General features: G+C 49.5%; 24 protein-coding genes. 15 read left to right on the top strand and 9 right to left on the bottom strand.

Going from position 1 to position 25810, the window contains the following annotated elements; translation table 11 throughout:
• Positions 1-173 precede the first annotated feature (173 nt).
• Positions 174-971 carry a 3',5'-cyclic-AMP phosphodiesterase gene (gene cpdA, locus ACN4EK_RS26730; protein WP_431661348.1) on the top strand — a complete coding sequence of 266 codons (798 nt, stop codon included), beginning with the start codon at positions 174-176 and terminating at the stop codon, positions 969-971.
• A gap of 10 nt (positions 972-981) precedes the next feature.
• Here cpdA and ACN4EK_RS26725 read toward each other — a convergent pair whose 3' ends face one another.
• The 3 genes from ACN4EK_RS26725 to ACN4EK_RS26715 all read right to left on the bottom strand — a co-directional run bounded on the left by ACN4EK_RS26725 (position 982) and on the right by ACN4EK_RS26715 (position 3696).
• Positions 982-2091, bottom strand: coding sequence for an ATP-dependent 6-phosphofructokinase (locus tag ACN4EK_RS26725; protein WP_431661347.1), 1110 nt, complete (start codon positions 2089-2091; stop codon positions 982-984).
• A 212-nt stretch (positions 2092-2303) separates the two neighbouring features.
• Complete coding sequence (locus ACN4EK_RS26720; RefSeq protein ID WP_431661346.1) at positions 2304-2885, bottom strand: Npun_F5749 family FMN-dependent PPOX-type flavoprotein; 582 nt, start codon at positions 2883-2885, stop codon at positions 2304-2306.
• A 103-nt stretch (positions 2886-2988) separates the two neighbouring features.
• Complete coding sequence (locus ACN4EK_RS26715; protein WP_431661345.1) at positions 2989-3696, bottom strand: M48 family metallopeptidase; 708 nt, start codon at positions 3694-3696, stop codon at positions 2989-2991.
• 251 nt (positions 3697-3947) lie between these two features.
• On the opposite strand from ACN4EK_RS26715, the gene ACN4EK_RS26710 reads away from it, so the two are divergent.
• From ACN4EK_RS26710 to ACN4EK_RS26685, 6 genes are all read left to right on the top strand, one after another.
• Positions 3948-4619 (top strand): GNAT family N-acetyltransferase, encoded by a 672-nt coding sequence (locus ACN4EK_RS26710; RefSeq protein WP_431661344.1) that lies wholly within the window; start codon positions 3948-3950, stop codon positions 4617-4619.
• Between the two features lie 148 nt (positions 4620-4767).
• Positions 4768-7296 carry a DEAD/DEAH box helicase family protein gene (locus tag ACN4EK_RS26705; protein WP_431661343.1) on the top strand — a complete coding sequence of 843 codons (2529 nt, stop codon included), beginning with the start codon at positions 4768-4770 and terminating at the stop codon, positions 7294-7296.
• Positions 7297-7428: 132 nt separating this feature from the next.
• Entirely contained in the window at positions 7429-8019 is a 591-nt protein-coding gene (locus ACN4EK_RS26700) for a sigma-70 family RNA polymerase sigma factor (protein ID WP_431661342.1), read from the top strand.
• Positions 8016-8378, top strand: a complete 363-nt coding sequence (locus ACN4EK_RS26695) for a hypothetical protein (protein ID WP_431661341.1) — start codon at positions 8016-8018, stop codon at positions 8376-8378. Before ACN4EK_RS26700 ends, ACN4EK_RS26695 begins: the two co-directional genes overlap by 4 nt.
• 69 nt (positions 8379-8447) lie before the next feature.
• On the top strand, positions 8448-8924 hold the full coding sequence (locus ACN4EK_RS26690; RefSeq protein WP_431661340.1) for a Spy/CpxP family protein refolding chaperone: 477 nt from the start codon (positions 8448-8450) through the stop codon (positions 8922-8924).
• Entirely contained in the window at positions 8925-9566 is a 642-nt protein-coding gene (locus ACN4EK_RS26685; protein WP_431661339.1) for a YqiA/YcfP family alpha/beta fold hydrolase, read from the top strand.
• Positions 9567-9595: 29 nt separating this feature from the next.
• On the opposite strand, the gene ACN4EK_RS26680 is transcribed toward ACN4EK_RS26685, so the two are convergent.
• On the bottom strand, positions 9596-10912 hold the full coding sequence (locus tag ACN4EK_RS26680) for a histidine kinase (protein WP_431661338.1): 1317 nt from the start codon (positions 10910-10912) through the stop codon (positions 9596-9598).
• A 148-nt stretch (positions 10913-11060) separates the two neighbouring features.
• Positions 11061-12227 (bottom strand): esterase-like activity of phytase family protein, encoded by a 1167-nt coding sequence (locus ACN4EK_RS26675; protein ID WP_431661337.1) that lies wholly within the window; start codon positions 12225-12227, stop codon positions 11061-11063.
• Positions 12228-12238: 11 nt separating this feature from the next.
• Here ACN4EK_RS26675 and ACN4EK_RS26670 point away from each other — a divergent pair, with 11 nt between their 5' ends.
• Positions 12239-13519 carry a serine hydrolase gene (locus tag ACN4EK_RS26670; RefSeq protein WP_431661336.1) on the top strand — a complete coding sequence of 427 codons (1281 nt, stop codon included), beginning with the start codon at positions 12239-12241 and terminating at the stop codon, positions 13517-13519.
• A 61-nt stretch (positions 13520-13580) separates the two neighbouring features.
• On the top strand, positions 13581-15386 hold the full coding sequence (locus ACN4EK_RS26665) for a M3 family oligoendopeptidase (protein ID WP_431661335.1): 1806 nt from the start codon (positions 13581-13583) through the stop codon (positions 15384-15386).
• 65 nt (positions 15387-15451) lie between these two features.
• On the opposite strand, the gene ACN4EK_RS26660 is transcribed toward ACN4EK_RS26665, so the two are convergent.
• Positions 15452-16168, bottom strand: a complete 717-nt coding sequence (locus tag ACN4EK_RS26660; RefSeq protein WP_431661334.1) for an alpha/beta fold hydrolase — start codon at positions 16166-16168, stop codon at positions 15452-15454.
• Positions 16169-16211: 43 nt separating this feature from the next.
• Between ACN4EK_RS26660 and ACN4EK_RS26655 the strand changes: the two genes are divergently transcribed.
• The 3 genes from ACN4EK_RS26655 (at position 16212) to ACN4EK_RS26645 (ending at position 19126) form a co-directional block, all read left to right on the top strand.
• Positions 16212-16361 carry a hypothetical protein gene (locus ACN4EK_RS26655; protein ID WP_431661333.1) on the top strand — a complete coding sequence of 50 codons (150 nt, stop codon included), beginning with the start codon at positions 16212-16214 and terminating at the stop codon, positions 16359-16361.
• 540 nt (positions 16362-16901) lie between these two features.
• Positions 16902-18650: an ABC1 kinase family protein gene (locus tag ACN4EK_RS26650; protein WP_431661332.1), complete on the top strand. Its 1749-nt coding sequence runs from the start codon at positions 16902-16904 to the stop codon at positions 18648-18650.
• Positions 18651-18733: 83 nt separating this feature from the next.
• A complete protein-coding gene (locus tag ACN4EK_RS26645) occupies positions 18734-19126 on the top strand; it encodes a hypothetical protein (RefSeq protein ID WP_431661331.1) in 393 nt (130 codons plus the stop codon).
• Positions 19127-19395: 269 nt separating this feature from the next.
• Here ACN4EK_RS26645 and ACN4EK_RS26640 read toward each other — a convergent pair whose 3' ends face one another.
• The gene (locus tag ACN4EK_RS26640) at positions 19396-20322 is read right to left on the bottom strand and encodes a tetratricopeptide repeat protein (RefSeq protein ID WP_431661330.1); all 927 of its coding nucleotides are present in this window, start codon (positions 20320-20322) and stop codon (positions 19396-19398) included.
• Between the two features lie 415 nt (positions 20323-20737).
• Between ACN4EK_RS26640 and ACN4EK_RS26635 the strand changes: the two genes are divergently transcribed.
• Positions 20738-22780: an elongation factor G gene (locus ACN4EK_RS26635; RefSeq protein ID WP_431661328.1), complete on the top strand. Its 2043-nt coding sequence runs from the start codon at positions 20738-20740 to the stop codon at positions 22778-22780.
• A 206-nt stretch (positions 22781-22986) separates the two neighbouring features.
• Here ACN4EK_RS26635 and ACN4EK_RS26630 read toward each other — a convergent pair whose 3' ends face one another.
• Entirely contained in the window at positions 22987-23178 is a 192-nt protein-coding gene (locus ACN4EK_RS26630; RefSeq protein WP_431661327.1) for a hypothetical protein, read from the bottom strand.
• 188 nt (positions 23179-23366) lie between these two features.
• Between ACN4EK_RS26630 and ACN4EK_RS26625 the strand changes: the two genes are divergently transcribed.
• Positions 23367-23516 carry a hypothetical protein gene (locus ACN4EK_RS26625; RefSeq protein WP_431661326.1) on the top strand — a complete coding sequence of 50 codons (150 nt, stop codon included), beginning with the start codon at positions 23367-23369 and terminating at the stop codon, positions 23514-23516.
• A 25-nt stretch (positions 23517-23541) separates the two neighbouring features.
• Complete coding sequence (locus tag ACN4EK_RS26620) at positions 23542-24498, top strand: pentapeptide repeat-containing protein (protein ID WP_431661325.1); 957 nt, start codon at positions 23542-23544, stop codon at positions 24496-24498.
• 22 nt (positions 24499-24520) lie between these two features.
• Here ACN4EK_RS26620 and ACN4EK_RS26615 read toward each other — a convergent pair whose 3' ends face one another.
• On the bottom strand, positions 24521-25786 hold the full coding sequence (locus ACN4EK_RS26615; protein WP_431661324.1) for a DNA double-strand break repair nuclease NurA: 1266 nt from the start codon (positions 25784-25786) through the stop codon (positions 24521-24523).
• Positions 25787-25810 lie beyond the last annotated feature (24 nt).

Raw genomic sequence — 25810 nt, 5'->3', positions numbered from 1 at the left:
AGATGTGTATAAGAGACAGAGATAGGGGAGATAGGGGAGGTGGGGCAGATGTGATGAAGATCACGTGATGACCTGAAGTAGATCGCAGTGAATCCGGGTGATTGACAATATCCTAAGAACTGTGAAGAAGTATGTGTTTATCAGTCTCAACAGTCACTCGCGGTTCGGTGGTCATGCGTGATTCTTCCTCTCTTCTGGTTGCTCAAGTCTCTGATATTCACCTGTTTGCCGATGCCAGCAAGCGGTTATTAGGATTACCCACGCTGGAGTCGTTTCAGGCGATCGTCACTCAACTGCAAGCCCTGAATCCCCAACCAGATTTGTTACTACTCACGGGGGATTTATCTCAGGATGGCAGGGCGGATGCTTACGAGTTACTCCAGGATTTGCTGTGTCCATTGGGCATTCCGACCTACTGGTTGCCGGGAAATCATGACAAAGCCGATGTGATGGCAGAGGTGCTAGTTCGATCGCCGTTTTCACCCCAAAAATCGTTTCAGGCGGGGGGGTGGCACTTTTTATTGCTCAACTCGGGTGTACCGGGCTGTGTGCATGGTTATCTAACGGCGGCTAGCCTCAACTGGTTAGAGGTGGAATTGTCTCAAATTGGTCAATTGCCAACGATCGTGGCATTACATCATCCCCCGTTTCTGGTGGGGTCGGAATGGTTAGATACCAGCACCCTACAGAACGCCGAGGCGTTGTTTGCCATCCTCGATCGCTATCCTCAGGTGAAGCTGGTGTTGTTTGGGCATGTGCATCAGGAATATGCCTGCCAGCGTCGGCAAGTGGATTATCTCGGGTCGCCATCAACCTGTATTCAGTTTGAACCGGGAAGTGAGCAGTTTGCCTTGGATCAGCAAGCCCCTGGCTTTCGGTTACTGCGGCTGTATCCAGATGGGACGTACTTTACGCAAGTTGAGCGATCGACCTATTGCTATCAACCGGATTTCGCGGCAACTGGCTATTAGGCAGATTGGCTCAAATTAATACAGGCAACTTGGCAGTGGCAACGGCGGCCCGATCGCCGATATAGATACCCAAAGCTTCCGCCGTTTGTACCAGATAGCTATTGGGATCTACAGAACGTGGGCTTTGAGATAGCACTTCCGCCATTGGCACTGGCACAACCCGCGATCCTTGCCACGTCACCATTTGATCGGTCTTGCCTTCTGCGACCAGATCCACCGCCGTCTTGCCAAATGCTGCCGCCATTAAGCGATCGAGGGCTAAGGGCATACCGCCCCGTTGGATATGTCCCAACACCGATACCCGCACATCTAGATGGGGATCGGCTTCTAAAATGTGATCCGCAATGTATTGTCCCATGCCATGCCGGGGGGGTTGGGCGATCGGAGTGCCATCGGGATTAAACCCCATGCCAACGGGTTCAATGCCTTCCGCCACCAGCACGATCGCCGATTTGCGATGCCAGCGTTCTCTCAGTTCTCGTAAATGTTGGCAAACTCCAGTAATCGAGTAGGGAATTTCGGGAATCAGAATCACATCTGCACCTCCGGCAATCCCGGCATGGAGGGCAAGATGTCCGGCTTTCCGTCCCATTACTTCCACGACCATCACCCGATCGTGACTCGCCGCCGTGAAACTGAGCCGATTTAAAGCATCAATAATCGTATTAACCGCCGTATCAAAGCCGATCGCCCGTTCCGTTACCGCCACGTCATTGTCGATCGTTTTGGGGATGCCGATCAGTTCCCAACCACCGCGCAATGCCAGGGTATGCAAAATCGCTAAACTGCCATCGCCCCCGATCGCGATCAGGGCATCTAATCCCAGCGTTTTGTATCCTGCCAAAATGTCATCCGCACTGGTGAGGGTGTCTCCCTTGTTAATCGTGCCCAGGATCGTGCCGCCCATATAAAGTAGTGGATCGATACCACACAGATCCAGGCTGTGCATAGTTAACGGAATTGCCTTGCCCTCCTGCAATCCTTGAGTCGCATAGGGAATCCCCACCACTTCCCAGCCATAGGTCAACGTCGCATGACTAACCACTGTGCGGATGACGGGGTTCAGACCCGGACAATCGCCACCACTGGTCAGAATCCCAATTCGCTTTTTCGTGTTCATAGCAATTACCCCTATTTCGCTTGCTCTCTAGCACTGAGGTAAACCGAAACCTATGGTTTTGCAGCAGGCAGGTGGACTGGGGCTGACCTGCGATCGCATCCCGTCAACCTTACTGGCAAGAACGCTCTAACCACTCAGAAAGTCCCAGGAGCAGGAGTTGTCTTCACTTTCAGGTTAGGGAAGAAATTTGAGGAACTTGTGAGGATGCCATCTCAGGGATTCACCGCTTGCCTTGACCAGCCGCCGGTCGCCTCCCGGTGATACAACCAGCGATTTTGGGGATTTCCTCGTAATTCCAGGTGATCGACGCGATCGGGGTCAAGCAGTAATAAGCAGAAGGTTGGCAGGGGAGTCGTCGGATCCGGGGTAGACTCCGCCCATTCCCTGTCATCGTTGCTTGGCTGACCCGGATCTGCCCAGGTAAATTGGGTGCGGGCTGGATCAGACAATGTTTGCCACAGATGTTGTCGTGCGGCTAACAGATCCCTATCAGGGTAATCGGCAGCGACTAAGGTTAACTGCCCTGCCAAACGAAACTGTTCCCGAGTGGTTGGAAAGTACCAACATGCCTCCGCCACCGGAGCCTGCCCAATTTGCTCGATCTTCCCACTCCGGGCATCGGTGACAAATTGCAACTGGTTCGTTTCCGCCCAAAATCCCCGGAACACCACAGTTCGATTCGCAGGATACCCATCCGATCGCACCGTTGCCAGTTGTAAATAGCGACTATACACCAGCGATCGATTCCGATGGAGCGCCCGAGCCAACGGCGATCGCCAAGCAGCAAGATCCATACCTTAAATCAGCCCAACCATTCTCTCTACTTCTCTCTCCCCCACCTTCCGCATCTTCCCCATCTTTCCCACCTTCCTGATCTCCCCGATCCCAAGATCCCTACTACTCCATCCAGGGCGGCACCAAATACCGGGCATCCCGCAGGCTGGCATCTAAGTCCGCATAGTTGGGTTCGTAGCGTTCCACCAGTGCCCAAAACTCAGAGGAATGATTCAGGTGGATCGTGTGGCAGAGTTCATGCAGCAGCACATAGCGAACTAAGGTATCGGGCAGGAACAGGAGTTTGCAGTTGAGGCTGATCGTCTTCCGAGCCGAACAACTGCCCCACAGGGTTTTCTGTTGCCGGATGGTTGCCTGTTTATAAGGGAGTTGACATTCCTGGCTAAGATGCCGTAACCAGGGCAGCAAATGCAGCCGAGCTTTATGTACCACCCATTGCCGCAACGCGATCTTACAGATCTCGGCATCCTGGGTACTACCTTGCAGGCGCAGGCGGAATCGGGACTGCTCGATCGCCCGAATCCCAGCCTGTTGGTTGGGACGATAGTCAATCTGCCAGTCTTCAGTGATCGCCGCGAGGATCACGCGATCGGGGTATTCTTCGGACGCATCGACACCGACCAATGCCCGTTGGGTTTCCATCCGTCGAGTGACGCGATCGATCCAGAGGCGTTTTTTCTGCAAAATTTCCGGAATGTTCTTGGGATTGAATCCCTTGGGAACGATAACTTCTAGCTCACCCGTAATCGATATCTTCAGGGAGACGTGCTTGGCTCGATGGCTTTCTCGGACGGTGTAGTTTAACGACATCTCACATCTGCTAGCGTCGCCAATCCTTTATTAACGCACTAAAGGGAGCGCCTGTCATCCTCAAATTGAGGCGACTTTAGCCACTATTTTATCAGGGGCGATCGTCCCGAATGGGGCAAAAGCCTTTAGACTTTAAGGAGGAATTTTTGTTGGAATTCAGTTACCGTTAGAGAAAGCCTGTCATAGCCCTGGATGATGGTGATTTCGGGTTAATGGTTCTTCCTTCATTGACCGGAGCACTGTTCAAGATAATGAGTGGTTTTGATGCAGGATGGGGTGGTGATATGGTGTCTCAGCTTTCAGTGCAGAATATAACGTTGCGTCCAGCGATCGCGGCAGATGTGGATTGGGCGGCTCCGCTGATGTTTGCGGCAGGACCAGCCTTGTTTAGCTATGTGTTTGCTTCCCCCCCTGATCAATCCCAAAAAATTCTTCAGCAAGCCTTTGTCTGTCGCCGCCATTCCTTCAGCTACGAGTTTACCCAGGTGGTAGAGGTGGGGCAGCAACCCGCCGGGATGATGTTGAGCTATTCCGGCGATCGGAAGCGGCAGGCAGATGAGAAAGTGCAGTCGGTGATGGCAAGATTTCTCCCCCTGCGGAAGTTGCCCAAAATTCTGGTGAATGTTGCCGATTTAACTCGGATTAAGCAGGATGTGTTGCCGGAAGATTACTACATCTTCAGCCTGAGTGTATTACCTGAGTTTCAGAATCAGGGCGTGGGGACTTATTTGCTCCATCAGGCAGAACGCCAGGCCCAAGCCAATGGTTGCCGCGCAGTTTGTCTGGATGTGGCATTCACCAACGCTCGCGCCAGAGCCTTATTTGAACGCCACGACTATCGAGTCACCTGTAGCAAATCCACCGATCGCTTCGAGCAAATGACCCGCGCGGGTGGCTTACATCGTATGGTCAAACTAATTTAGGTAGATTTACGATCAGGCTAATAGAAATAATGAAATAAAGGTTAAGCACCACTGTATTCTGGGCATTCTTGAGTAGAAGAGGCATTTCTCAACAATTTGGAAATGTCCCTGGCAACCGTACTCAAGAGCCACCCGGGAGGCAACGATCGTGCAGGATACCGAGCATGTAGATCAGGTAGTGGTTAGATACTCAGGAGAAATTCAGGTTAGTCCAGGGCATAATCCAAAGTCTCTCTATCAACACCAAATTCAAGCTATTCAGGCTTTAGATAGTAAAACCAGTGCGGGTTGTCGAGGATTACTAGTTCTTCCAACGGGCGGAGGTAAGACTCTGACGGCGGTTAATTGGTTACTAAGAAATTTCGTTGCCAAGCATATAAAAGTTTTATGGATTGCCCATCGTCATGAGTTGCTAGATCAGGCGTTTTGGACGATTAAAGATAATGCATATTCGGCATTATTAGGTCATAGGGAAAATTTTCGTTACCGGATTATTTCGGGTCATCCTAAGCACGATCGCCCTGTTAATATTAGAGCCAACGACGACGTTATTATTGCTAGCAAAGATAGTTTAAATAGTGGTCTTGATTATCTAGATCAATGGCTAAAAGGTTCTAACGAAATTCTTTTAGTAATTGATGAAGCCCATCATGCAACAGCAAAAACATATCGAAAATTAGTTGCTGCTTTAGAAGCAAAGTTAGATACGAAACGGAAAAATAACCTCAAGATATTAGGCTTAACTGCAACTCCCTTCCGCACAAATGACCAAGAAAAAGGGCTGCTGAAGCAAGTTTTCCCTAGCGATATCTTATTTAAGGAAGATTTGAGGAACTTAATTGTCAAAGGGACTCTAGCTGAGCCAGTTTTTGAAGAATTGTCTACTAACATCACTTTGTCTAGTCATTTAACAGCAGCAGATATTAAGAAAATCGAAACTTTTGATAGTTTGCCTGAATCTGTTGCTAAGGAAATTGCTGAGAATAGCCAACGCAACCATCTTATTGTAAATCACTATATCAACAACCGAGAGAAGTACAAACAACTATTAGTCTTTGCTGTTAATATCACTCAAGCGATTGCTCTAAATGCTTTATTCAAACAATATCAAAACAAGGGTGTTAAGTCCGAGATCATAGTTTCAAATTTGGTGGATATAGCAACAGGAGCCTCTATTTCTAAAGAAGAAAACTCCAAACGGATTGAACAGTTCAGGCAAGGTGAAATTAATGTTTTGATCAATGTAAATATTTTAACAGAAGGAACTGACCTACCTAACGTTCAGACTGTCTTTTTAACTCGCCCAACTACCTCTGTCACGTTAATGACTCAAATGATTGGTCGAGCTTTACGCGGTCAAAAGTCTGGAGGAACAGAAAAAGCTTATATTGTTAGTTTTATCGATGACTGGGAGAACAAAGTTAATTGGGTAAACCCAGAGATTCTAGTTGATGGATCTGTTCCAGGGTCTTCTCCAGGAGACCCTAATAAAAAGATTGCCCGTCTCATCTCTATAGAAAAAATCGAAGAATTTGCTCGCATTATCAACGGTGGCCTGGATATCGGTAATGCAACTTTTATCTCTAGAATTCCAGTTGGAATTTACCATTTTTCAATTCTTAAAAACCCGGATAAGCTAGGAGATAGCATCGACAAGAACTATGAGGTTTTGGTTTATAACGATTCCGAACAAGCCTATGATAGTTTTATTAATGATTTAGAAGATCTCTTTGACGAATTCAGCATAGATGAAGAATACTTAACACAGGAAGAAATAGATGAGTTGGTTGATTATGTTGAGAAAAACTACTTTCCGAATCATAGTACGCTCATAGGCTATCGTTCGGATGATATTGAAAATGTCCTGCAATTTTATGCTCAAAATTTAGTAAAACCCAATTTTATAAGTTTTGATCAGCGCCATAAGTGTGATCTGGAAAAGGTTGCAAGATACATTTCTGAGAAGGACTTAAGTAGAAAGGCTCAAACAGAGTATGAAGACTCGTTATGGAATGATGATAGTCAGTTTTGGCAAGTTTTGTTTGGGTATAACAAACGGTATTTTCAAGGGATGCTTGATAAAGAGATCCGGAAAATTACTTCAACTTCTGAACCATCAATAGAAACCCCAATGCCTGTTGTAATTTATGATCCAATACCGATTACCCATCTAACTTTAGCTGAGATCAAAGAGATAAATCTGGCTCATTATAGACAATTGCGGAATAGTGTCTATGCAAAACATACCGATGAAAATGGTTTTATCACCTGTGCGAAAACCGGGTACAAGAGCAGACGAAGGATTGACTTTCAAATTGACCATATTAAACCTATGTGGAAAGGTGGTCTTTCTACATTAAACAATTTGCAAATTCTTTCACGACCAGCCCATGTAGAAAAAACTCGCCAGGATAGATTGCTGGGAGTCGTTGATGGTTCAATAAGCCAGTTTAGAATAGGACAAAAAGTAATTGTTGATTCACCTAAGCATCCTTATCATGGTTGCATAGGTCTAGTATGTGAGCAACCAAGGAAACAATCAGCTTCCGGTCAAGTATTTATTGAAGTCATTTTTGATTCTCAAATTTCTAAAAAAACGCAAGAACTTCCATTAAGAGGTACTTATGTCTTTAAAGAGGAGAGTTTGAAACCTAGTCGCTCTAGCGTGATCCCATAAAAATGGAATTAATTATGTGAAGAAAGTGAATAGGTAAAGACTTTTGGGTGCGAGATAGAGAACAGTTCATGTCAAGTGAACCCTTTTTGTCCTGCCTCGGTCTTATAGTTAGAACTAACTTAGTGAACGAGGATGCCGGATCCGGTGGGCGTGGTGCCAAACGTGTCAACCGATGAGCCATTAAATCTGGATGATGATCTGCTGGTGCAGCGTTGCCTCCAGGGCGATCGCCAAAGCTTTCGTCTGCTTTACCGTCGCCATCAGCATCGGGTGAGAGCCATCCTGTACCAACTCTGTGATCCGACAGTTTTAGATGATCTGGTGCAAGAAGTGTTTCTGAGAGCCTGGAAGGGATTGCCTAAATTCCGCCGATCGGCAAAATTTTCCACTTGGCTATACCGGATTGCCTGGAATCTTGCCTCCGATCAACGGCAGGCGGCGGCACGCGGACGATCGCACCTACAAACCTTGAGCAAACAAGCCCCGACCTATCAGGATGCCCCGGATGTGATGCAGTTGCATTATCAAGACCTGGTACAACGGGGACTGGCGCAACTGAGTGCCGAGCATCGCTTGATTTTGATCCTGCATGATCTGGAAGACCTACCGCAAAAAGAAGTGGCGGAAATTCTGAAGATTCCAGTCGGTACCGTCAAGTCACGGTTGTTTCATGCCCGTGCCGCCATGCGAGAGTATTTGCAGCAACAAGGAGTTCAGTTATGAAGCCAGCCCCCGATGATGATCCCCGATTAGTAGAATTTCTTCGCCAGCATCGTCCCCCCGTACCACCCGCCGCCTCGGAACTAGAGGAGCAGTTGATGGCAACGATCGCCACTACTCCTCAGTCCACCGAGCCACCCGGACTCCGGCTGCTGTCTCAGCGATCGTCCCTCTGGTTAATTCCCCCAGTGATTGCCGCCGGAATTGTCGGTACAGTCATCAGTTTGCGCCTGTTGTCCCCCTCACCCAGTCCTGAGTTTGCCAACCTAGAAACCTTTGTGGACGATAGTTACACCCCGGTCAGTGGGCGATCGATCGACGACGATCCATTTTGGCTAGAAACCACAGCCGGGAATGATTAACCATCCCGATCTGAAGTAACGTGACGACCTCCTCACCTTCCCCATCCCCTCTATCTTTCCCACTGTCCTATGTCTCCCCGCCTCTCCCTCTTCATCACCGCGTTAATTCTGGCATTGGGAGCCACCGTCACCTTTGCCACTGCCCCATCGTTGTCACCCCAACCGATCGCCCAACGCCCAACGGGATCCGAGAGCGATCGGGGGTGGCTCCGGCAGCTAAACTTGACCCCCGACCAATTGAAGCAAATTCGGGCAATTCGCAGTCGCTACAAAGAACCACTAGAGGACAAGCGGCAAGCACTACGGCAGGCACGCCAGGAGTTACAAACGCTGATGAGTGGTAACGCCTCGACGGCAGAGATTCAGCAGAAATTTGACCAAATCCAGCCACTCAGACAGGAACTGATGCGGATGCAATTCAACAGCCTGCTGGAAATTCGTCAGGTGTTGACGGTAGAACAACGGCAGAAATTTGGTGATATTCAACAGCGCCGACATGGTAACGTCAGAAATCGGTTACGGGAACGGTTTGATCAGGAGATGTAATTGCAGCATCACTATCTTTATTTGCATGGCTTTGCCTCCAGTCCTGAATCGATGAAAGCGCGGGATCTTGCCAGTCGATTTGCTCAATTGGGCATTGATCTCGATCGCCTGGATCTGAACCAGGATGACTTTACCCACCTCACCCTGACTCGACAACTCCAGCAAGTCGCCGCCGCGCTCCCCCCTGACTCAACCACTCCAGTCACCGTAATTGGCTCCAGTTTTGGCGGATTGACGGCAGCCTGGGCAGGAGAACGCCATCCCCAGATTGACCGCCTGATCCTGATGGCTCCAGCCTTCGGATTCCTATCGCACTGGCTACCCCGTTTAGGCGCGACCCAAGTGCAACAATGGCAAACTGACGGCTACCTGCCGGTCTATCACTACAGTGCCGAACAGATGCTACCGCTACATTATCAGTTTGTGGAAGATGCCATACAGTACGAAGACGCAAGCATCCAGCGTCCAATCCCGACCTTAATTTTGCATGGTCAACAGGATGATGTGATCCCGATCGCCGCGAGTGCCGACTTTGCTCGATCGCGCCCCTGGGTCACATTGATTGAACTGGATAGCGATCACGCCCTCACCAACGTCAGCGATCGCATCTGGCAAGAGATCAAACACTTCTGCAATCTTTGACTCCTCCCTATCTCCCCACACCCCACAAATCACACCCGAAACACCGGCAGCGTGAAATGGAAACAACTGCCCTGGTGCAAGATGGAATCCACCCAAATTTGACCATAGTGGGCACGGATAATTTGCTGACAGAGCGATAACCCAATGCCATAGCCATCCTTAGCTTCATCGCGCTGGAGCCGAAACCGTTCTTCAAAAATTTGCTCCCGGTTCTCGTCGGGAATGCCCGGCCCATTATCACAAATTGTCACCTGCACTTTTTGGGTAGTGCGATGCAGAATGGAAACCTCGATCGTTCCCCCTACAGGCGTGTATTTGATCGCATTATCCAACAGATTAATAAACACCTGACGTACCCGTTCCCCATCCGCCAGCACCAGGGGGAGGTCGGTGGGAATATCTTTTTTCAAGTGTTGAGATTTTGTCTCTAGTTGTTCGCGCAGATAATCCAACACATCTAAACACAATGCCCCCAGGTTCAGCTTTTGGGGTTGAATCCGTAATTCGGAATTTGCCCCTTTAGCCGCCTGAAGAATATCGGTGATCATGTGATCGATCGCTCGGGTTTGCGTCCGGGCATGTTTGAGCAGTTGGGCAGTCAGAGCAGGCGTGAGCCGGGAAGCAGAACCATCCTTGGCGCTATAGCCCATTTCTAAGGTTTCTAAGGCTAAGGATGCTGCCGTTAAGGGATTGCGTAGATCATGCGCCAGCATCGATAGAATTTGATCCTTAAAGCGTAATTGATGTTCCAGTTCTTCCTTTTCCCGCTTCAACTGAAACACCTGATCGGCTAACTGAATCAACTCCGCCGATCGCGCGATCGACCCCACCGCCCGTTGCATCGCCGTTGCCTGGGAGGGATGCGGCTGATTGGTGATGCTGCCAGGGGCATTGAGATTGGCAGTTACCGATAGACTGACCTCAGGAGCAGGGCGAACAGGTTGGCTGGCTTCCTCCAGCGAGGGACTAACCAATGCATTAGCCTCTGCCTGGGCGATCAGTTGCTCCGACCGTTGCATTTTGTCTAAATAATCTTCGACCGATCGCTGCCAATAGGGCCACCAATGCTCCAGTTGGGCAACGAGATTCATCCCTGCCAGGGTTTGGCGGGGTTCTGGATGAATCTTAATCAGGGCGGGAGTGGCAATCAAGCGAAAATGTTCTGCCAGGTATGGTTGTTCTCCTACATCTATCACTTGCAGATCAAAGTCATATTCCACCCTCAGCCGTTTAAGTGAACTATGAACCTGACGGATCTGTTCTCTAGAGCTAGGGCGCTTATCCACAAACAGCAAAAGCTGTAAGGGAACTTCGGCGTTGGTGGGTGTTTCCGGAGATACCTGCATGCAGAACTTCAACGCGTCGTAACCAGTTGTACTTTAAACCAATGTCAATTCAATGTCTCGATCGAACTAAAGTGACACCCCAACCCCATCTTTACATCTATAACCTACTCTGTTTTGGCAACCTGCGTTAGAGGAATCCTACGCGTTTCTATCCCAATCCCTTTAAGCGAAATAATAATAACTGCGTGATCTGGAGAGCATTGAAATTATTATCACTGACCAGGATGAGACTTTGGCTACCATCCGGCAACCGGGGGCCTAACGTCATACCCTCCAGATTGTCGAGCCGAATGCCGAGTTGATTCAGATCCAACAGCAACTTTTTCTGGACTGGCTCAATATTACTACTACCTTTGAAGCTGTCAATTCGAGACGTATCGGTCGCACTCCCCATAGCGATCTGAAAGAGTTTGACCTGAAAGCCTTGAGTGCCGAACGATCGTTCCAGACTGAGAAAATGTCCCCCCTGGTCGATCGCCAACAGTTCGGTTAACCCATGGAACTTTGCCCCTTCAGGGACTGCTGCCATCGGGTAAAGATGTTCGGAAATCAATAAGGAGCGATCGGCTTCCACAATATAATGCAGCACTCGATTCCGGCTGGCTCCCTGCTGGGGATGGTCGGCATCGGCATCCTGAACTAAGGCAGATTCGGTAGCAGTAAACAGGCGAAACGGTTCGATCGCTGTGCCACCTGGACTCAAGGTTAAGGACTCAAACCCCAAATTATCCCCAACTCCCTGGGTTTGCTGCTCGGCTTCAAACGCAGGAATATACCGTTGAGGAACGATTAAACTACGTTTCCACTGTCCGGTTTTCAGATCAAATTCCCGTACAAAGGGGGGAATCTCCTGCGATGCTACACCCTCACTGGAAATGAACACAGTCCCTAACGGAGAGAGGGCGATGCCTTCTGGATCGATCGTGCCTTGGGTGTAAGGTTGTCCAGTTTCATCTGTAATGGTGGTGACGGCTTCAATAGTTGCCTGTTTAATCTTGGGAGCACTGATGTCCGTAGAATCCAACGCCAGGTTCAAGGTATAAAAGCGGGCAGGGGCAAATTCGCTGCGATCGTCAGATAGAGCATATAAACGATTGCGAGCGCGATCGTAGGTGATTGCCGATAAGCCACCCACGGTGGTGCCCTGAAATTCCTGAGTTTGGATCGGATAGGCATCGAGCCATTCCAGGGATAGGGGCAAAAATACCCGCTGCTCAGCACTGACCTGAGGCAGATCACAACCAGTCAACAGAGTCGTTAGGGCAATCAGGCAGGCGAGTAGCCAGGAATGAAGCTTGAATGTACCGCTTAACACAGTGAGTCCTTATGTCTATGCACTTGCCAACCCGATTATCAACGATCGTTGCCATTCTTAGCCTGCACCTGACTGGTCATCTGACTATTTCACTGCCAGTCCGGGCTACGGAGCGGGAGCATCGAGGGGTGAAGTTACTCGTTGTTCAATCCCCTATAGCTCCATCTATGACTCCTGAAGCAGCGATTGTTCGCCTATTTACCCATACCTCAATTGAGCCAGACTGGTTTGCTCCAACGTTTCTCAGTCAGGTTCCGATTTCTCAGGTGCAATTAATCCTGACCAATTTGACCACTCAACTGGGTCGCTTTCAGCAGGTTGTCCCCGATGCTCAAAATTTCGTAGTTGTCATGGAAAAGGGCAAAATTCCTACTCAAATTACCCTGAATCAGAGTGGACAAATTATTGGACTATTGTTTCAACCACCCCGCCTCAAGGTCGATCGCTTGGAGGAGGTTGTGCGTCAGTTCCAACAACTGCCTGGACAGGTCAGCCTATTGGTGCTAGAAGCAAACACCCGCACTGAACTGGCTACCGTAAATCCAGACTTACCTCTAGCGGTGGGATCAACCTTTAAGTTAGCGGTTTTGCAAGCGTTACAGACCCAGGTAGAAACGGGACAACAATCCTGGCGATCGGTGGTAGAACTACGACCGGAATGGAAAAGTTTGCCTTCGGGCTTGCTGCAAAACTGGGCAGATGGTTCTTTACTAACGATCCAATCTTTGGCAGCATTGATGATTTCAATCAGCGATAATACGGCGACGGATGCCTTAATTGATCTGGTGGGACGGGAAGCGATCGAAGCTGTTGCACCCGAACGTAATCGCCCCTTTTTGACTACCCGCGAAGCCTTTCTGCTGAAAAGTCCCCGGTATGAGACGTTATACCAACGGTATCGAGCAGGCAATCTTGCCCAACGCCGATCGCTGCTAACCGAATTGGCAACTTTGCCCTTACCTCCAATCAGTGAGTTTACTGCTGATCCCAGCGCAGTCGATATAGAGTGGTTTTTCACTGCGCGGGAACTTTGCCATCTGATGCAACGAGTGCAGAATTTACCCCTAATGAGTATTAATCCTGGTGTGGCTAGCGCTGAAGCATGGCAACGAGTGGCATTTAAAGGGGGATCGGAACCGGGTGTGTTAAACCTAACCACCTGGGTAGAAGCTAAAACTGGCAAGCAATATTGTATTTCGGCAACCTGGAATCATTTAGATGATCTGGATGATTATCAATTTAGAGGAATTTACAGCACTTTACTGCAACTGATAAAAGCGAAGACGGAATGATTTCGTCTAAGATAGGAGATAATTCATCGCTCAGTGTTGCTGACAACAAAGGAGTTCGATCGTGGTTCAATCCGCTACTGATGTGGCTCAACTCAATGCTCCACCAGAATGGAACCTGTCTGACCTGTATGCCAGTTTTGAAGATCCCAAACTTCAGCACGATTTAGACCAGCTTCAGCAAACAGCCACTCAGTTTCGCGACCAGTATCGCGGTCAGGTCAGTGATTTAACGCCTGAGCAGATTGCTAATTGTCTCAAGCAGTTAGAAGCCTTTGCCGAAACCTCTGGTTTTTTGTATGCCTATCCATCCCTGATTTTTGCGGCTGATACCCGAAATACGGCGGCGAAACAAATGCAGGATAAGGTGTTGGAAATTCTGACGGGTATTGAAAATCAACTGCTATTTTTTGATTTAGAACTCAAAAATTTGGATGAAGCGAAGTTAGCAACTTTGCAAGCAGCTCCGGCGCTACAACCCTATCAGCATTATCTGTATAACGTAGCTAAATTCCGTCCCTATACCCTGGCAGAGGCAGTAGAACAAACTCGGAATCAAGATAGTCTGACTGGACGGCAGGCATTTATTAATCTGCGATCGGTGCATTTGGGCGAACAGGATTATCCACCAGTCACCACACCCGATGGTAAAACTGCCAGTACGGAAGCGGAATTAGGAGCGTTACTCTTTCATCCTGATCCAGAGGTGCGGTTGAATTCCTATCAATCGATTCGCCAGGTGATGCGGCAGCATAACTCGCTGTATGCCTACATTCTGAACACAGTAACTCAGGATCATAAGATAGAAAATCAGATGCGAGGATATTCCTCAACACTGCATAAACAACTGTTGGCAGATGAAGTGTCAGAACCAGTATTTCGAGCGATAATGGAGGGTACGCGCGATCGCTTCGATTTGTGGCAACGCTATTACCAACTGAAAGGGCAAGCGTTAGGACAAAAGATTCGCACCTGTGATGTTTATGCCCCCTGGGCACAGGAACCCGTTGATCCCTTACCGTATCAGGCAGGCGTAGAAACGTTGTTAGCCGCCTTGGAGCAATTTGACCTGAACTATGCGCGGCGGGCGGAGGAGTTTTTCCTGAAAAATTGGGTCGATGCAAAGGTGCGTCCGGGTAAGCGCGGGGGAGCCTTCTGCTGGTATGCCCACGGCAAGCATAGTTACTTGTTACTCTCCTACACCGATGACTACAACTCCTTGTTTACGTTGGCGCATGAGATGGGGCATGGTTTACATTTTGCCTGGATTGGCGATCGGCAAACCTATTTCAACAGCAATCCGCCGATGGTGTTGGCAGAAATTGCTTCGACCTTTAATGAGTTGTTATTGCTCGACTACTTACTCAAACAAGCGGGTGACAATCCGGCTCTGAAGAAAGCCTTGATCACGCGTCAGTTAGAGGATCAGTTAAACCTCTTGTTCCGCCAAAGTACGATTAGTCGGTTGGAGTTAGCGATCCACGATCGGGCAACCCAGGGTAGCTTTGATCACAGCTTTGTCAATGACCAATGGCAATCCCTCTATCATGAGCTATGTGGCGATGCGGTAGAGGTTTTACCAGAGCATCAATACGATTGGGCGCGGATTGGGCATATCTACTTCAAGCCGTTCTACTGCTATCAGTACACCGCTTCTAACATTGTCAGTTTGGCATGTTATCAGAAGTATCTGGAAGTGGGTAAAGACTTCATTCCGGGTTATATGGAGTTACTGGCAGCAGGTGGTAGTCAAGACCAAGTTGCCGCTCTGCGCAGATATGTCGATGTCGATCTGGAAAACCCTGCCACTATCAATGGCGCACTCAAATATGTAGAAGGTTTACTCGACCAACTGCAAGCCACCCTATAACGCCGGTATTCCCTTTACCGTTGAAGCCATGTCGTAGGATGGGTGAGATCCCCATCCTGAACACACTACAGTAGTGCCAGCAAATGCTGGGCTAGCGCTTGGGGAGCCGAGAAAAATGGCGCATGGCTGGTATCCAGCGAAATCACTTTCTCACAGGGTAAAGCTGTTTGAAGTCTTCTCTGGGCTAATAATCCAATCGCCCGGTCTTGCAGACATTCGATATATACCCGTGGGACTCGCCCAAACTTCTCTGCGGTCGTGTTTACGGGGGTTGTCAGGGGAGCGACTGCCTGGGAAGAGAGCAATGCCTGTACTAATGCCATATCGGCATCGGAGCAATCACCGAAGCCAATGTCTTTAGCAGCGTGCGATCGAAAGCTCACCGACCGTTGATCTTCGGCAAAGACGGCATTCTCCAGGAGAAGCGTCTCTGTATCCTGTTGAATAATGTCAAGTACGGTTTCGCCATTATTCAACAGATAGCCCGCCAGGTAGACTAGAGCCTTGATTTTGTCAGGTTGGTACTCGGCAACCTGGGTAATGATACCGCCCCCCATACTATGACCGACTAGCAGGACGGGTTCTGGCTGTTGCTCAAGAATATTGCAAACAAAATCTACATAGGTTGATAGAGAGATATCTGCTAAGGGAGTTCTGTCTTTGCCATGACCCGGCAGATCTGGGGCAATCACTGTATGCCCTGGTTGTTCCAATAATGGAATCACCTTATGCCAAACCCAGGCTCCGGAGCTGGCACCATGAATGAGGACAATCGCTGTCATAGGGAATTCCTCTAGTTTCCCTGGAAGCTTCAAGCCAGGAAGTGTGAGTTCCAGCTTCTTTCCAGAAAAGTTACAAAGCGGCAGCGATCGGGCAGATCCGAGCAGCGAGAACACCAGGAATGGCTATGAAGTTATGGGGCGATCGGTAATTCCGTCTTCAACCGAGCATCCCTCATCGGTCGATGGTCATTGAGGTTCGGCTCCCCCAGAATATATGACGACATTGTAGAAAGGGGGTGGGGGGCAGTTCGGATGCTATTTCAGTGATGTTGATGCTGCTGTGATGATGGTGTTTCTGTATGGGAAAAGGGCACTCTGAGGTTTAAGGAATGATCAGAGTTGGAGCCAGGATGGGAGAGCCAGCATTGTTAAAAGAAAACTGTTTTCATCCATTAATAGTTAATTGGTAATGCATGATAATTAAGACTGTCCCAAGCATGGGGATACTTGTGTGCTTCTGCCCAGGGTGGTAATCCGCATTCCTCCGAGAATGTTACGAAATTTGTTAAAGCGTATACTATAGTTAATAAAAAGATACCTACTATCTGCGACTAGATTATCAGGGGTGGCAATTACCCCTACTGATTTAAACCTATAGAGGGTTTGGTCAGGTGGCTCCGTCAGGCAGACTCTTCCGAGAACCGCTAAAACGAATGCTCAGGCAAACCGCCTCCTCGCCTCACCTTCAATCTCACAATTCCCCATTGTTTTAGTTTGAGAGGTTAATCAAGGCGTGGGTCAGCATCCCCTCAGTCAGTTAAGGCGCTACGATGCCAGAGCGATCGCCCAGTACTACCGTCGTCGTCCCTGGTTAGGCTTTTGGCGCTCCTTCCGCATTGTTCTATCGTTTCTGGGTTTCTTCTTGGGATTGAAATTGGATAGTTGGCAGCACCGGGCGGGAGCGCATCATCCCCGGCGAGCTGAACAACTCCGGCGAATTCTCACTAATCTGGGCCCAACCTTTATTAAAGTCGGTCAAGCTCTCTCTACTCGCCCTGATCTGGTTAGGCGGGATTTTCTGGATGAGTTGATTAAGCTGCAAGACCAGCTCCCGCCATTTCCCACCGAAACGGCCTTTGCCATTATTGAAGCGGAACTCGATCGCTCGATCGACGAAGCCTTCCAGCAAATCTCTGACAAGCCAGTTGCCGCTGCCAGTTTGGGGCAAGTTTACCAAGCGCGACTCTACAGTGGCGAAGAGGTAGCGGTTAAGGTGCAGCGTCCTAATCTTCTGCCCATTCTGACGCTGGATTTGTATCTGATGCGGTGGGCAGCGGGTTGGATGGCTCCCTGGTTGCCGCTGAACCTGGGGCATGACCTGACTCTGATCGTGGATGAGTTTGGCTGCAAGCTATTTGAAGAAATTGATTACCTGAATGAAGGGCGCAATGCCGAGAAATTTGCGACGAACTTCCGGGATGATCCAACCGTCAAAGTGCCTGCGATCTACTGGCGTTACAGTAGCCATCGAGTGTTGACCCTGGAGTGGATTCATGGCTTCAAGCTCACGGATGCTGAACGTATTAGCGATACGGGCTTGGATGTGAATACCGTGATCCAAATTGGAGTGACATCGGGGTTGCGGCAATTGCTGGAATTTGGCTTCTTTCATGCCGATCCCCATCCCGGTAATCTGTTTGCCCTGACACCGCAGTGTTCGTTGAGTGGCACCCAAACTGCCCAAGCCGAATATGGTACGCAGATGGCGTATATCGACTTCGGCATGATGGATCAGATGGATGAGACGACAAAAGAAACCTTGGTGGATGCCGTTGTTCATCTGATTAACAAAGAATATGTAGCGCTGGCAAATGACTTTGTTAAATTGGGTTTCCTGACTGCCGATGTGGATATTTACCCGATCGTACCGGCGCTAGAAGCCGTTCTGGGAGATGTGATTGGTGAAAGTGTGCAGGACTTTAACTTTAAGACGATCACCGATCGCTTCTCGGAGTTAATGTTCGATTATCCGTTCCGGGTGCCAGCGAAGTTTGCCCTGATTATTCGATCGCTGGTGACTCAGGAAGGGTTAGCGTTAACACTCAATCCCAACTTCAAAATTGTTGAGGTTGCCTATCCCTATGTGGCGAAGCGGTTACTGACTGGGGAATCTCCCCAACTGCGTCGTCGCTTAATTGAAGTGCTGTTTAAGGATGGCAAATTCCAATGGGAACGGTTGGAAAACCTGATTTCGATCGCTCGCACAGATCAGAAATTTGATTTGCTGCCAACGGCACAATTGGGTATACAGTACCTGCTGTCCGATGAAGGCAAGTACCTGCGGCGACAATTGCTGATTGCTTTGACCGAGGACGATCGCCTGCATACCGAAGAGGTTCAACGGCTGTGGAATTTAATCAAGGATGACTTTAACCCAGCGCGGCTCTTTAATGTAGCGTTGGGGGCGCTGGCAGACCTATCTACCGCCGGAGCAACCGCTCTGATCTCGTCTCCTGCTCCGCTCAAGAAGGATGCCATGTAAGTTACTACTGGCTGAGACCGATTGCCAAAACAGTGTAAGGTGAAAGTGTTAAGTTTTGCGACCTGACCCGGGAATAATTTGTCATGGAAAGTTTGCCCGAATTTTACTATGTGCTACCTTCGCCTCCCTATGTGTTGCTAATTGCCAGCCTGCTTGCCAGCATCGCTTCTGGTGTGGCATTTGAGGCAGTGCTGAAGCAGTCAGTACGGGATTGGTCAAAGAACCGTTCCACGCGATCGCTGGCTAATCTTCAAGGGTTCCAACTGCTGCTACCGTTTTTAGGAATGGCAGGCGGAGTCTGTGTCTTTTTATCTTCGGGTATGGAAATTTTTGGGTTTCCGGCGAAGCTCGCTTACATGATTGCCCTGCCTTTGACGATCTTTATTAGTTGGCTAGTCTGGTCGCAATTGGGCAAAATTTTGACTCAATTGCAACAGGGCGGTTCTCAAGCCTTGGATTTAGACTCATTACTTTAAGGAACCGCTTGGGCTGGAAATGTTGCGATACCACTAGCCTTGACAGCGATCGCTAATGGGTTGGGGCAACGCGATCGAGCCTTTCCAGCCTAATTGGCTCAACGGGTGGCTATAGGGTTCGCCCTAACTCATTGACTTACCGTGTTGTTGAGGTTGCCGGATGGATAACGAGTTATTGATATTTCTGGTCAGTGTTGCCGGACTGATCCTTTACCTATTCATCTCAGCCTTAACCGAAATGGGCACTAAATTGCCCTGGAAAAAATAAATTACGGTTTCCCAGTCTGAGCTTTTTGTAATTGTTGATCGGCTCTGCTTGCCCAGGAACTATTCCCTTGTTTGGTATACAGCTGCTTGGCGTAGTTCAACACTTTTTGGGCATCTTGAAACTTACCCTGTTTCATAAACACTAAGCCAGCCCCGTAATAGGCATTCGCATAGTTAGAGTTTGCCTGTGCCGATCGCCGGAAGGCATTTAACGCCTCATCCAGCTTCCCTTGCTTAAACAGAATTCCGCCCACGTTGTAATGAGCCTCGGCATAATTTGGATTCAGTTTGAGGGCTTGCTGAAAAGCATTGTAGGCTTCGTTACTTTTGCCCTGCTCTAAATAAATCAGCCCCAGGTGATAGGGAGGCTCCGGTGCATTCGGGCTCAGTTGCATGGCTTGGCTAAACGCTCTAGTAGCCTGGAGATAGTCCTGCTGTTTCTCCAGAGCCAGCCCCAGATTGTAGTGTGCCAAACCTAACTTAGGATCCAGTTGAATGGCACGTTGCAGGTAATCTCTTGCCTGTTGAACGTTATTGCCTTCTAACAAAGCGGCTCCCAAATTGGCATAGGCAAGGGCAAAGTTGGGATCGGCCTGAGTGGCTTGATAAAACGCGGTGGCGGCGGGTTGCAATTGACCCTGCTGCCGTAATGCCAGTCCTAAATTGTAGTGAGCGGCTGCCATCCGAGGGTCAAGTTGAGCCGCTTGCCGGAATGAGGCGATCGCTTCATTCAGTTTGCCCTGTTGAATAAATTGTAATCCCTGGTCGATCGCGCTCTCGGCAGGCTGAACTGCATTTTGAGCGATTTGCCCAACCTGGTTGGTTGCTTGTGCCCACCCCGGTAAGGAGATGACTAATCCACTGCCAATGCCCAAAACCATCAGGCTAGCGAACCCGATCGTCCTCCATTGCTGCCACTGTCTACCCATATACTGACCTGCCAATCTCCTCCAGGGCTAATGGTGTCGCCATTCTACAGGAGGATCACGAAATTGTCAGTCAGAATTATTTAATCAGCGATCGTGACGTTATTTCTCTCTTGGGAGGATCAGTACAAGCAAGCAGTTATGTGATAGACGACACCAAGGATTAATGCTTGATTACAGTGAATGAACAATCAATAATCTCTAATAGCTAAATTAACGTTTGTTTAGTGCTTTCTTAAGATAAGCTGCAATTTCTATGTCTCCTCCCACGACCGCTAGAAAATCAATCTATAACGTAAGCAAGTGTATCTGGAATCACAGATTCATCTTGCCCTTGACTGGCTAGAACCCGTAGCCATAGCTCCCGTTCTCGCCAGCCAAACGGTATTTCGACTCGTTTTTTGCTAGCGAGGTTGTTATGAGCGAAAACGTCTTATCGGGTTCCCGAAATGTGGCGATCGTGGGACCGTATTTGAGTGGTAAAACAACAGTGTTAGAAAGTCTGTTGTCTGTCACTGGAGCCATTACCCGCAAGGGCAGAGTGGTCGATAAAAATACGGTGGGCGATGGCACCCAGGAAGCCCGCGATCGCCAGATGAGTGTGGAAATTAACGCCGCCAGTACTGAGTACGGCGGCGTTCGTTTTACGTTTGTAGATTGTCCTGGTTCGGTTGAGTTTATCCAGGAAACCTACAATGCTTTGATTGGAGTGGATGCCGCGATCGTGGTGTGCGAACCCGTGAGCGATCGGGTGTTGACCCTGGCACCCATGTTTAAGTTTTTGGATGATTGGCAAATTCCCCATCTGGTGTTCTTTAACAAGATGGATCGGGCAGACATCGACTTTACGGAAGTTCTGCAAGCCCTGAAGAAAGTGTCCAGTCGTCCGTTAGTGGCTCACCAATACCCGATCGGGCGGGGTGAGAACTTAGTTGGGTTTATTGATCTGGTGACGGAGCAAGCCTATCACTACCATTCCGGCGCTCCGGCTGATCCGGTACCCTTGCCCGATTCCCTCAAGGATCAAGAAAAAGCTGCCCGGACGGAAATGCTCGAAACCCTGGCAGAATTTGATGATCACCTGTTAGAAGAACTGCTAGAAGACATTGAGCCGCCTCAAGAAGAAATTCTGCAAGATTTGAAAATGGAGTTGGGCGCAGACCAAATTGTGCCTGTGTTTGTTGGGGTTGCCGAGCAGGACTTTGGGATTCGTCCCTTGCTGGAAGCCTTGTTACGGGAAGCTCCTGATCCTGCCGATACGGCGGAGCATCGTCAGATGGCGGCGAATGGCACCGTCGCGCAAGTGCTGAAGACCTACTATACCCCCCAGGGTGGCAAGCTTTCCCTTGTCCGGGTTTGGCAGGGTACAGTTACGGATGGCATGACGCTAAATGGGGTTCGGGTCGGTGGAGTATATCGGCTCGCAGGTCAGCAGCAGCAGGGAGTGACGGCGGCTCAGGCAGGCGAAATTGTTGCCTTAGGTCGGATGGAAGGGATTAAGACGGGCGATACACTGTCCGATCAGTCCGTTGCATCGCTGCCCAAGGTGGAACAGATGACACCCGTGTTTGCCTTAGCGATCGCCGCTGAGAAGCGCAATGATGAGGTGAAGCTGACCGGGGCACTAGCAAAATTGCTGGAAGAAGACTGCTCCCTGGCATGGGAACAACACGGTGACACCCATGAAATTATTTTGTGGGGACAGGGAGACATTCACCTGCAAGTGGCAATGGATCGGTTAAATCGCAAATACAACCTGCCGATGACGACTCACTTGCCCCAGGTGCCCTATAAGGAAACCATTCGCAAGGTGGCAACCTCGATTCACGGACGCTACAAGCGCCAGAGTGGGGGGCATGGGCAATTTGGTGATGTTTACCTGGATATTAAGCCGCTCTCCCGAGGCGAAGGGTTCAACTTCAATGAAAAGATCGTCGGCGGCGTTGTCCCCCGGCAATACATTCCAGCCGTGGAAACCGGAGTGCGGGAATATCTCAGTCATGGGCCCTTAGGTTTCCCAGTGGTTGATGTAGCTGTCACCCTGACCAATGGCTCCTACCATACCGTAGATAGCTCCGAGCAGGCATTCAAGCAAGCCGCCCGGTTGGCAATGCAAGAGGGCATGGCAAAGTGCGAACCAACGTTGCTAGAGCCAATTCTCAATGTCACTATTTCGGTGCCAACGGATTTCACCTCGAAAGTGCTGCGGTTAGTTAGTGGCAGACGGGGGCAAATCCTGGGATATGATGCCAAAGCCGATTGGACAGGCTGGGATGAGGTGGTGGCTCATATTCCCCAAGCCGAGATGCATGACCTGATTGTGGAATTGCGATCGCTGACCATGGGCGTGGGCTTCTTCCACTGGGAGTATGACCATTTACAGGAAGTCCCCGACAAACTTGCCGAACGGGTTCTAGCTACGACCAGCAACGGTAATGGTAATGGCAATAGTTCCAAGTAGGTGATGGGTGGGCGATCGATCACCGGGGTACCCCCAGGATCGATCGCTCGTGTCAATTCTTTAGTCGATAGTTCGAAGCTCTTGCCTTCCCCAACTCTGAACTAGAGTGGGGAATTTTTATGGTGATTGGGCAGATGGGAGTAGCGCGATCGTTATACCTAATCAGAATGATCTAAGTCAGTTGAACTGCTGAATTAATACGGTTCTTACTGGGTTCTCAGTCGGGCTGCCATCGCTTGCAACCGCTCTAGCGGATATTCGGCGATAAAACTATCCCACCGTTTTGCTTGTCCTGCCGCATTATAAACATGTAGTACCCCGTTAATGGTACGGCTAGAAACCACTAAATCTAGGGCTCTAGCCAAATTTAGACATTGGGTTAATTCAGTTTGGGTCATAAGGTTACGATCAAAAGCCCTATCAATACTTTGTAGTCAAGTTGGTTTACTAGGAACTATCCTAAGCGGGCATACTTGAAAATACCTAGCCCCCCTGGTCTTAACGAAACGAAATTTATCAAAAGTGGCGTGTTCTCTACTTCCAAGCAATGTGCCAATAAAATTACTGCCCTAAAAGAAAAGTTCCCTTGATTCACCTGCTCTACCACCGGGGAACACTATTAGTGGGGCATCAACTAACCCAAATCGTGGCTGAACTGGCTCAAGTCAGTGTTTATGAGCAGAGTCCTGGCTCTGCGATCGAATCTACAATCACTTTTCTGCGAAATATCACGTAGTTACAGTATCAGGGGTAGTGACTAGATGGCGGATGACGGACATCTCACGCTACTGAAGCAAGGGGTGAGTACATGGAATGATTGGTGGCAAAAACACCCCAAGGTGATTCCAAACCTGGAAGGGGCGAATTTGCAAGCGATCAACCTGCGGGAGGCTAACTTCTATAAAGCCGACCTGCAAGAGGTTTCCCTGCGGCAGGTCGATCTGAGCATGGCAAACCTGGAAGGGGCGAACTTGAGGATTGCCATTTTAGAAGGGGCAACCCTCTATACGGCCGTTCTTTATAAAGCCAACTTACGGGAGGCAAACCTGTATAAAGCGGATTTGCGGGAGGCTGACCTGAGCCAGGTAGACCTGAGTATGGCAAATTTGCGGGAGGCGAACCTCTGTACCGCTCTGTTGGAAGGGGCAACGCTGTATACGGCAATTCTATATAAAGCCAATTTATGGGAAGCCAGTCTATATAAAGCGGATTTGCGGGAAGCCGATTTCAGTATGGCAAACCTGCGGGAGGCGAACCTGAGTCGGGCAAACCTCAGCATGGCAAATTTGTGTATGGCAAACTTAGTCGGAGCCACGTTATACGAAAGTAACTTGCGGGGGGCAAACCTCAGTTTGGCAAACCTGTGTATGACTAACCTGATTGGAGCCAAGCTACATAAAGCCAGTCTGGTTGGTGCCACCTTAATTGGAGTCAATTTCTATAAAGCTCAGTTATTGGAAGCAAATTTACGCGAGGCAGACTTGCGCGAAGCAACCCTAAGCATGGCGGATCTCAGTGGAGCCAGCTTGCATGAGGCAAATTTAAGTATGGCGAACTTACGGCAAGCTAACCTGAGCGGTGCAAACTTAAGTATGGCAAACTTGCGCGAGGCGAATCTGCACCAAGCCAATTTGACGGGGGCTAATTTGAAAAACACTGATTTAACGGGAGCCTGTTTACAGGAAGCGATTATGCCAGATGGCAGCATCCATAGTTAAGCAAACCGTTACCCATTCAGCGTCAAGCAATGCTGCCCCGTTTACGGGCTTCTTTATAAGAAATCCCTACATTTTGCAGTCCAGCCCGGATCATTTGTTGTTCCAGGAGCGCAAAAAAGCGAGTGCGATCGCCGCCCCGCACCACCGCTTGATTATGGGCTTCTGCTAATGCCACCGGATAGCCGTAGCCTTTTTGCACCTGTGCTAAACTCAGGCTCAGAGCCGTATCCAGTAAAGCCGGATCTTCTGCCACCCAGGCAGGCACTTCAATTCGAGCGATTTCTGTCCCGACATGTAGATAGCAGAAGTAGACCCGGTGATGCCCGTACAAATCAAGAATATCCGCAGAGCTTCGCCAAAACGGACTCCGTTGACCCGGTTCTAGCTGCGTTGCCCAGAGCGTCACATCCTTCAATGGCTCAAACACCTGACAGGGCGCTTGATGGTCGCGATCGGCGCAATGTGTAGAACAATCCCGCTGCTCATAGGCACAGGCTTGCAACCGCAGAAAGTTGAGCGACTCTCCACTGCGAGAAGCACTGAGATAGCCGACTAGCGGAATCCGGGCTGTCCGTAACTGTTCCCAGGCTTCCAGAATCGGCAGCAAAATGCGATCGCGGGCTTCATTCGGCAACGATTCCAAGAACCAGTAGATCAGGGAGCCATCGACCATTGCCAGAGTTGGGGATGGGGAGGGTGAGGAAGATGAGGAGGGTGAGGAGGATGAGGAGGATTTTCTTGTCTTCTTACTCTTCCCTATCTCCCCTATCTCCGCCATCTCCCGTTTCACCCGTTGCCCCAATTCTGCCAGGACGATCGCTTCAGAGACTGTCCGGCGATAGCCCATCCATTCTTCGGTGCGAATGCCCCATTGTCGGGAGACATACAGATCTTCGGGACGGTAGAAGATTTCGGGAACGTTATCTAACAAGGGGTGGCGGTTTTGACCGTAGTGGAGAATCACACAACCGACATTAATCAGGTAACAGTAGGCAATTTCGTGATGGCTGGGAGCAATTTGGGAGCCGTCGGTCGCCAGGACAGTGTGATTCGGGGGTGCGATCGCAATTTGTTGCCGTAGGTTCAGGGGTTCGATCGGTTCGGCGGCGGTAAAGGTGAGGCGATCGCGCCAGAGGTGTTGCTGGTCAATTAAGGTGGCCTGATTTTGGCTGGCTTGCTCAAGAAACGTTTCAGCCCGTTCTAACCGTTGCCGAGCGGCAGTGGCTTCCAGGGTGAGGTGGTGGCTGATGCCCTGCATTTGTTGGGCAAGTTTGGTGAGGTCAAGCATGGGGAAGCAGTGCGAAAGGCAACG

Source organism: Pantanalinema rosaneae CENA516, assembly GCF_050753385.1.
Taxonomy (GTDB): domain Bacteria; phylum Cyanobacteriota; class Cyanobacteriia; order Leptolyngbyales; family Leptolyngbyaceae; genus Pantanalinema; species Pantanalinema rosaneae.
The sequence above is the reverse complement of the archived record's forward strand: the minus strand, read 5'-3'. Positions and strand labels throughout refer to the sequence as shown.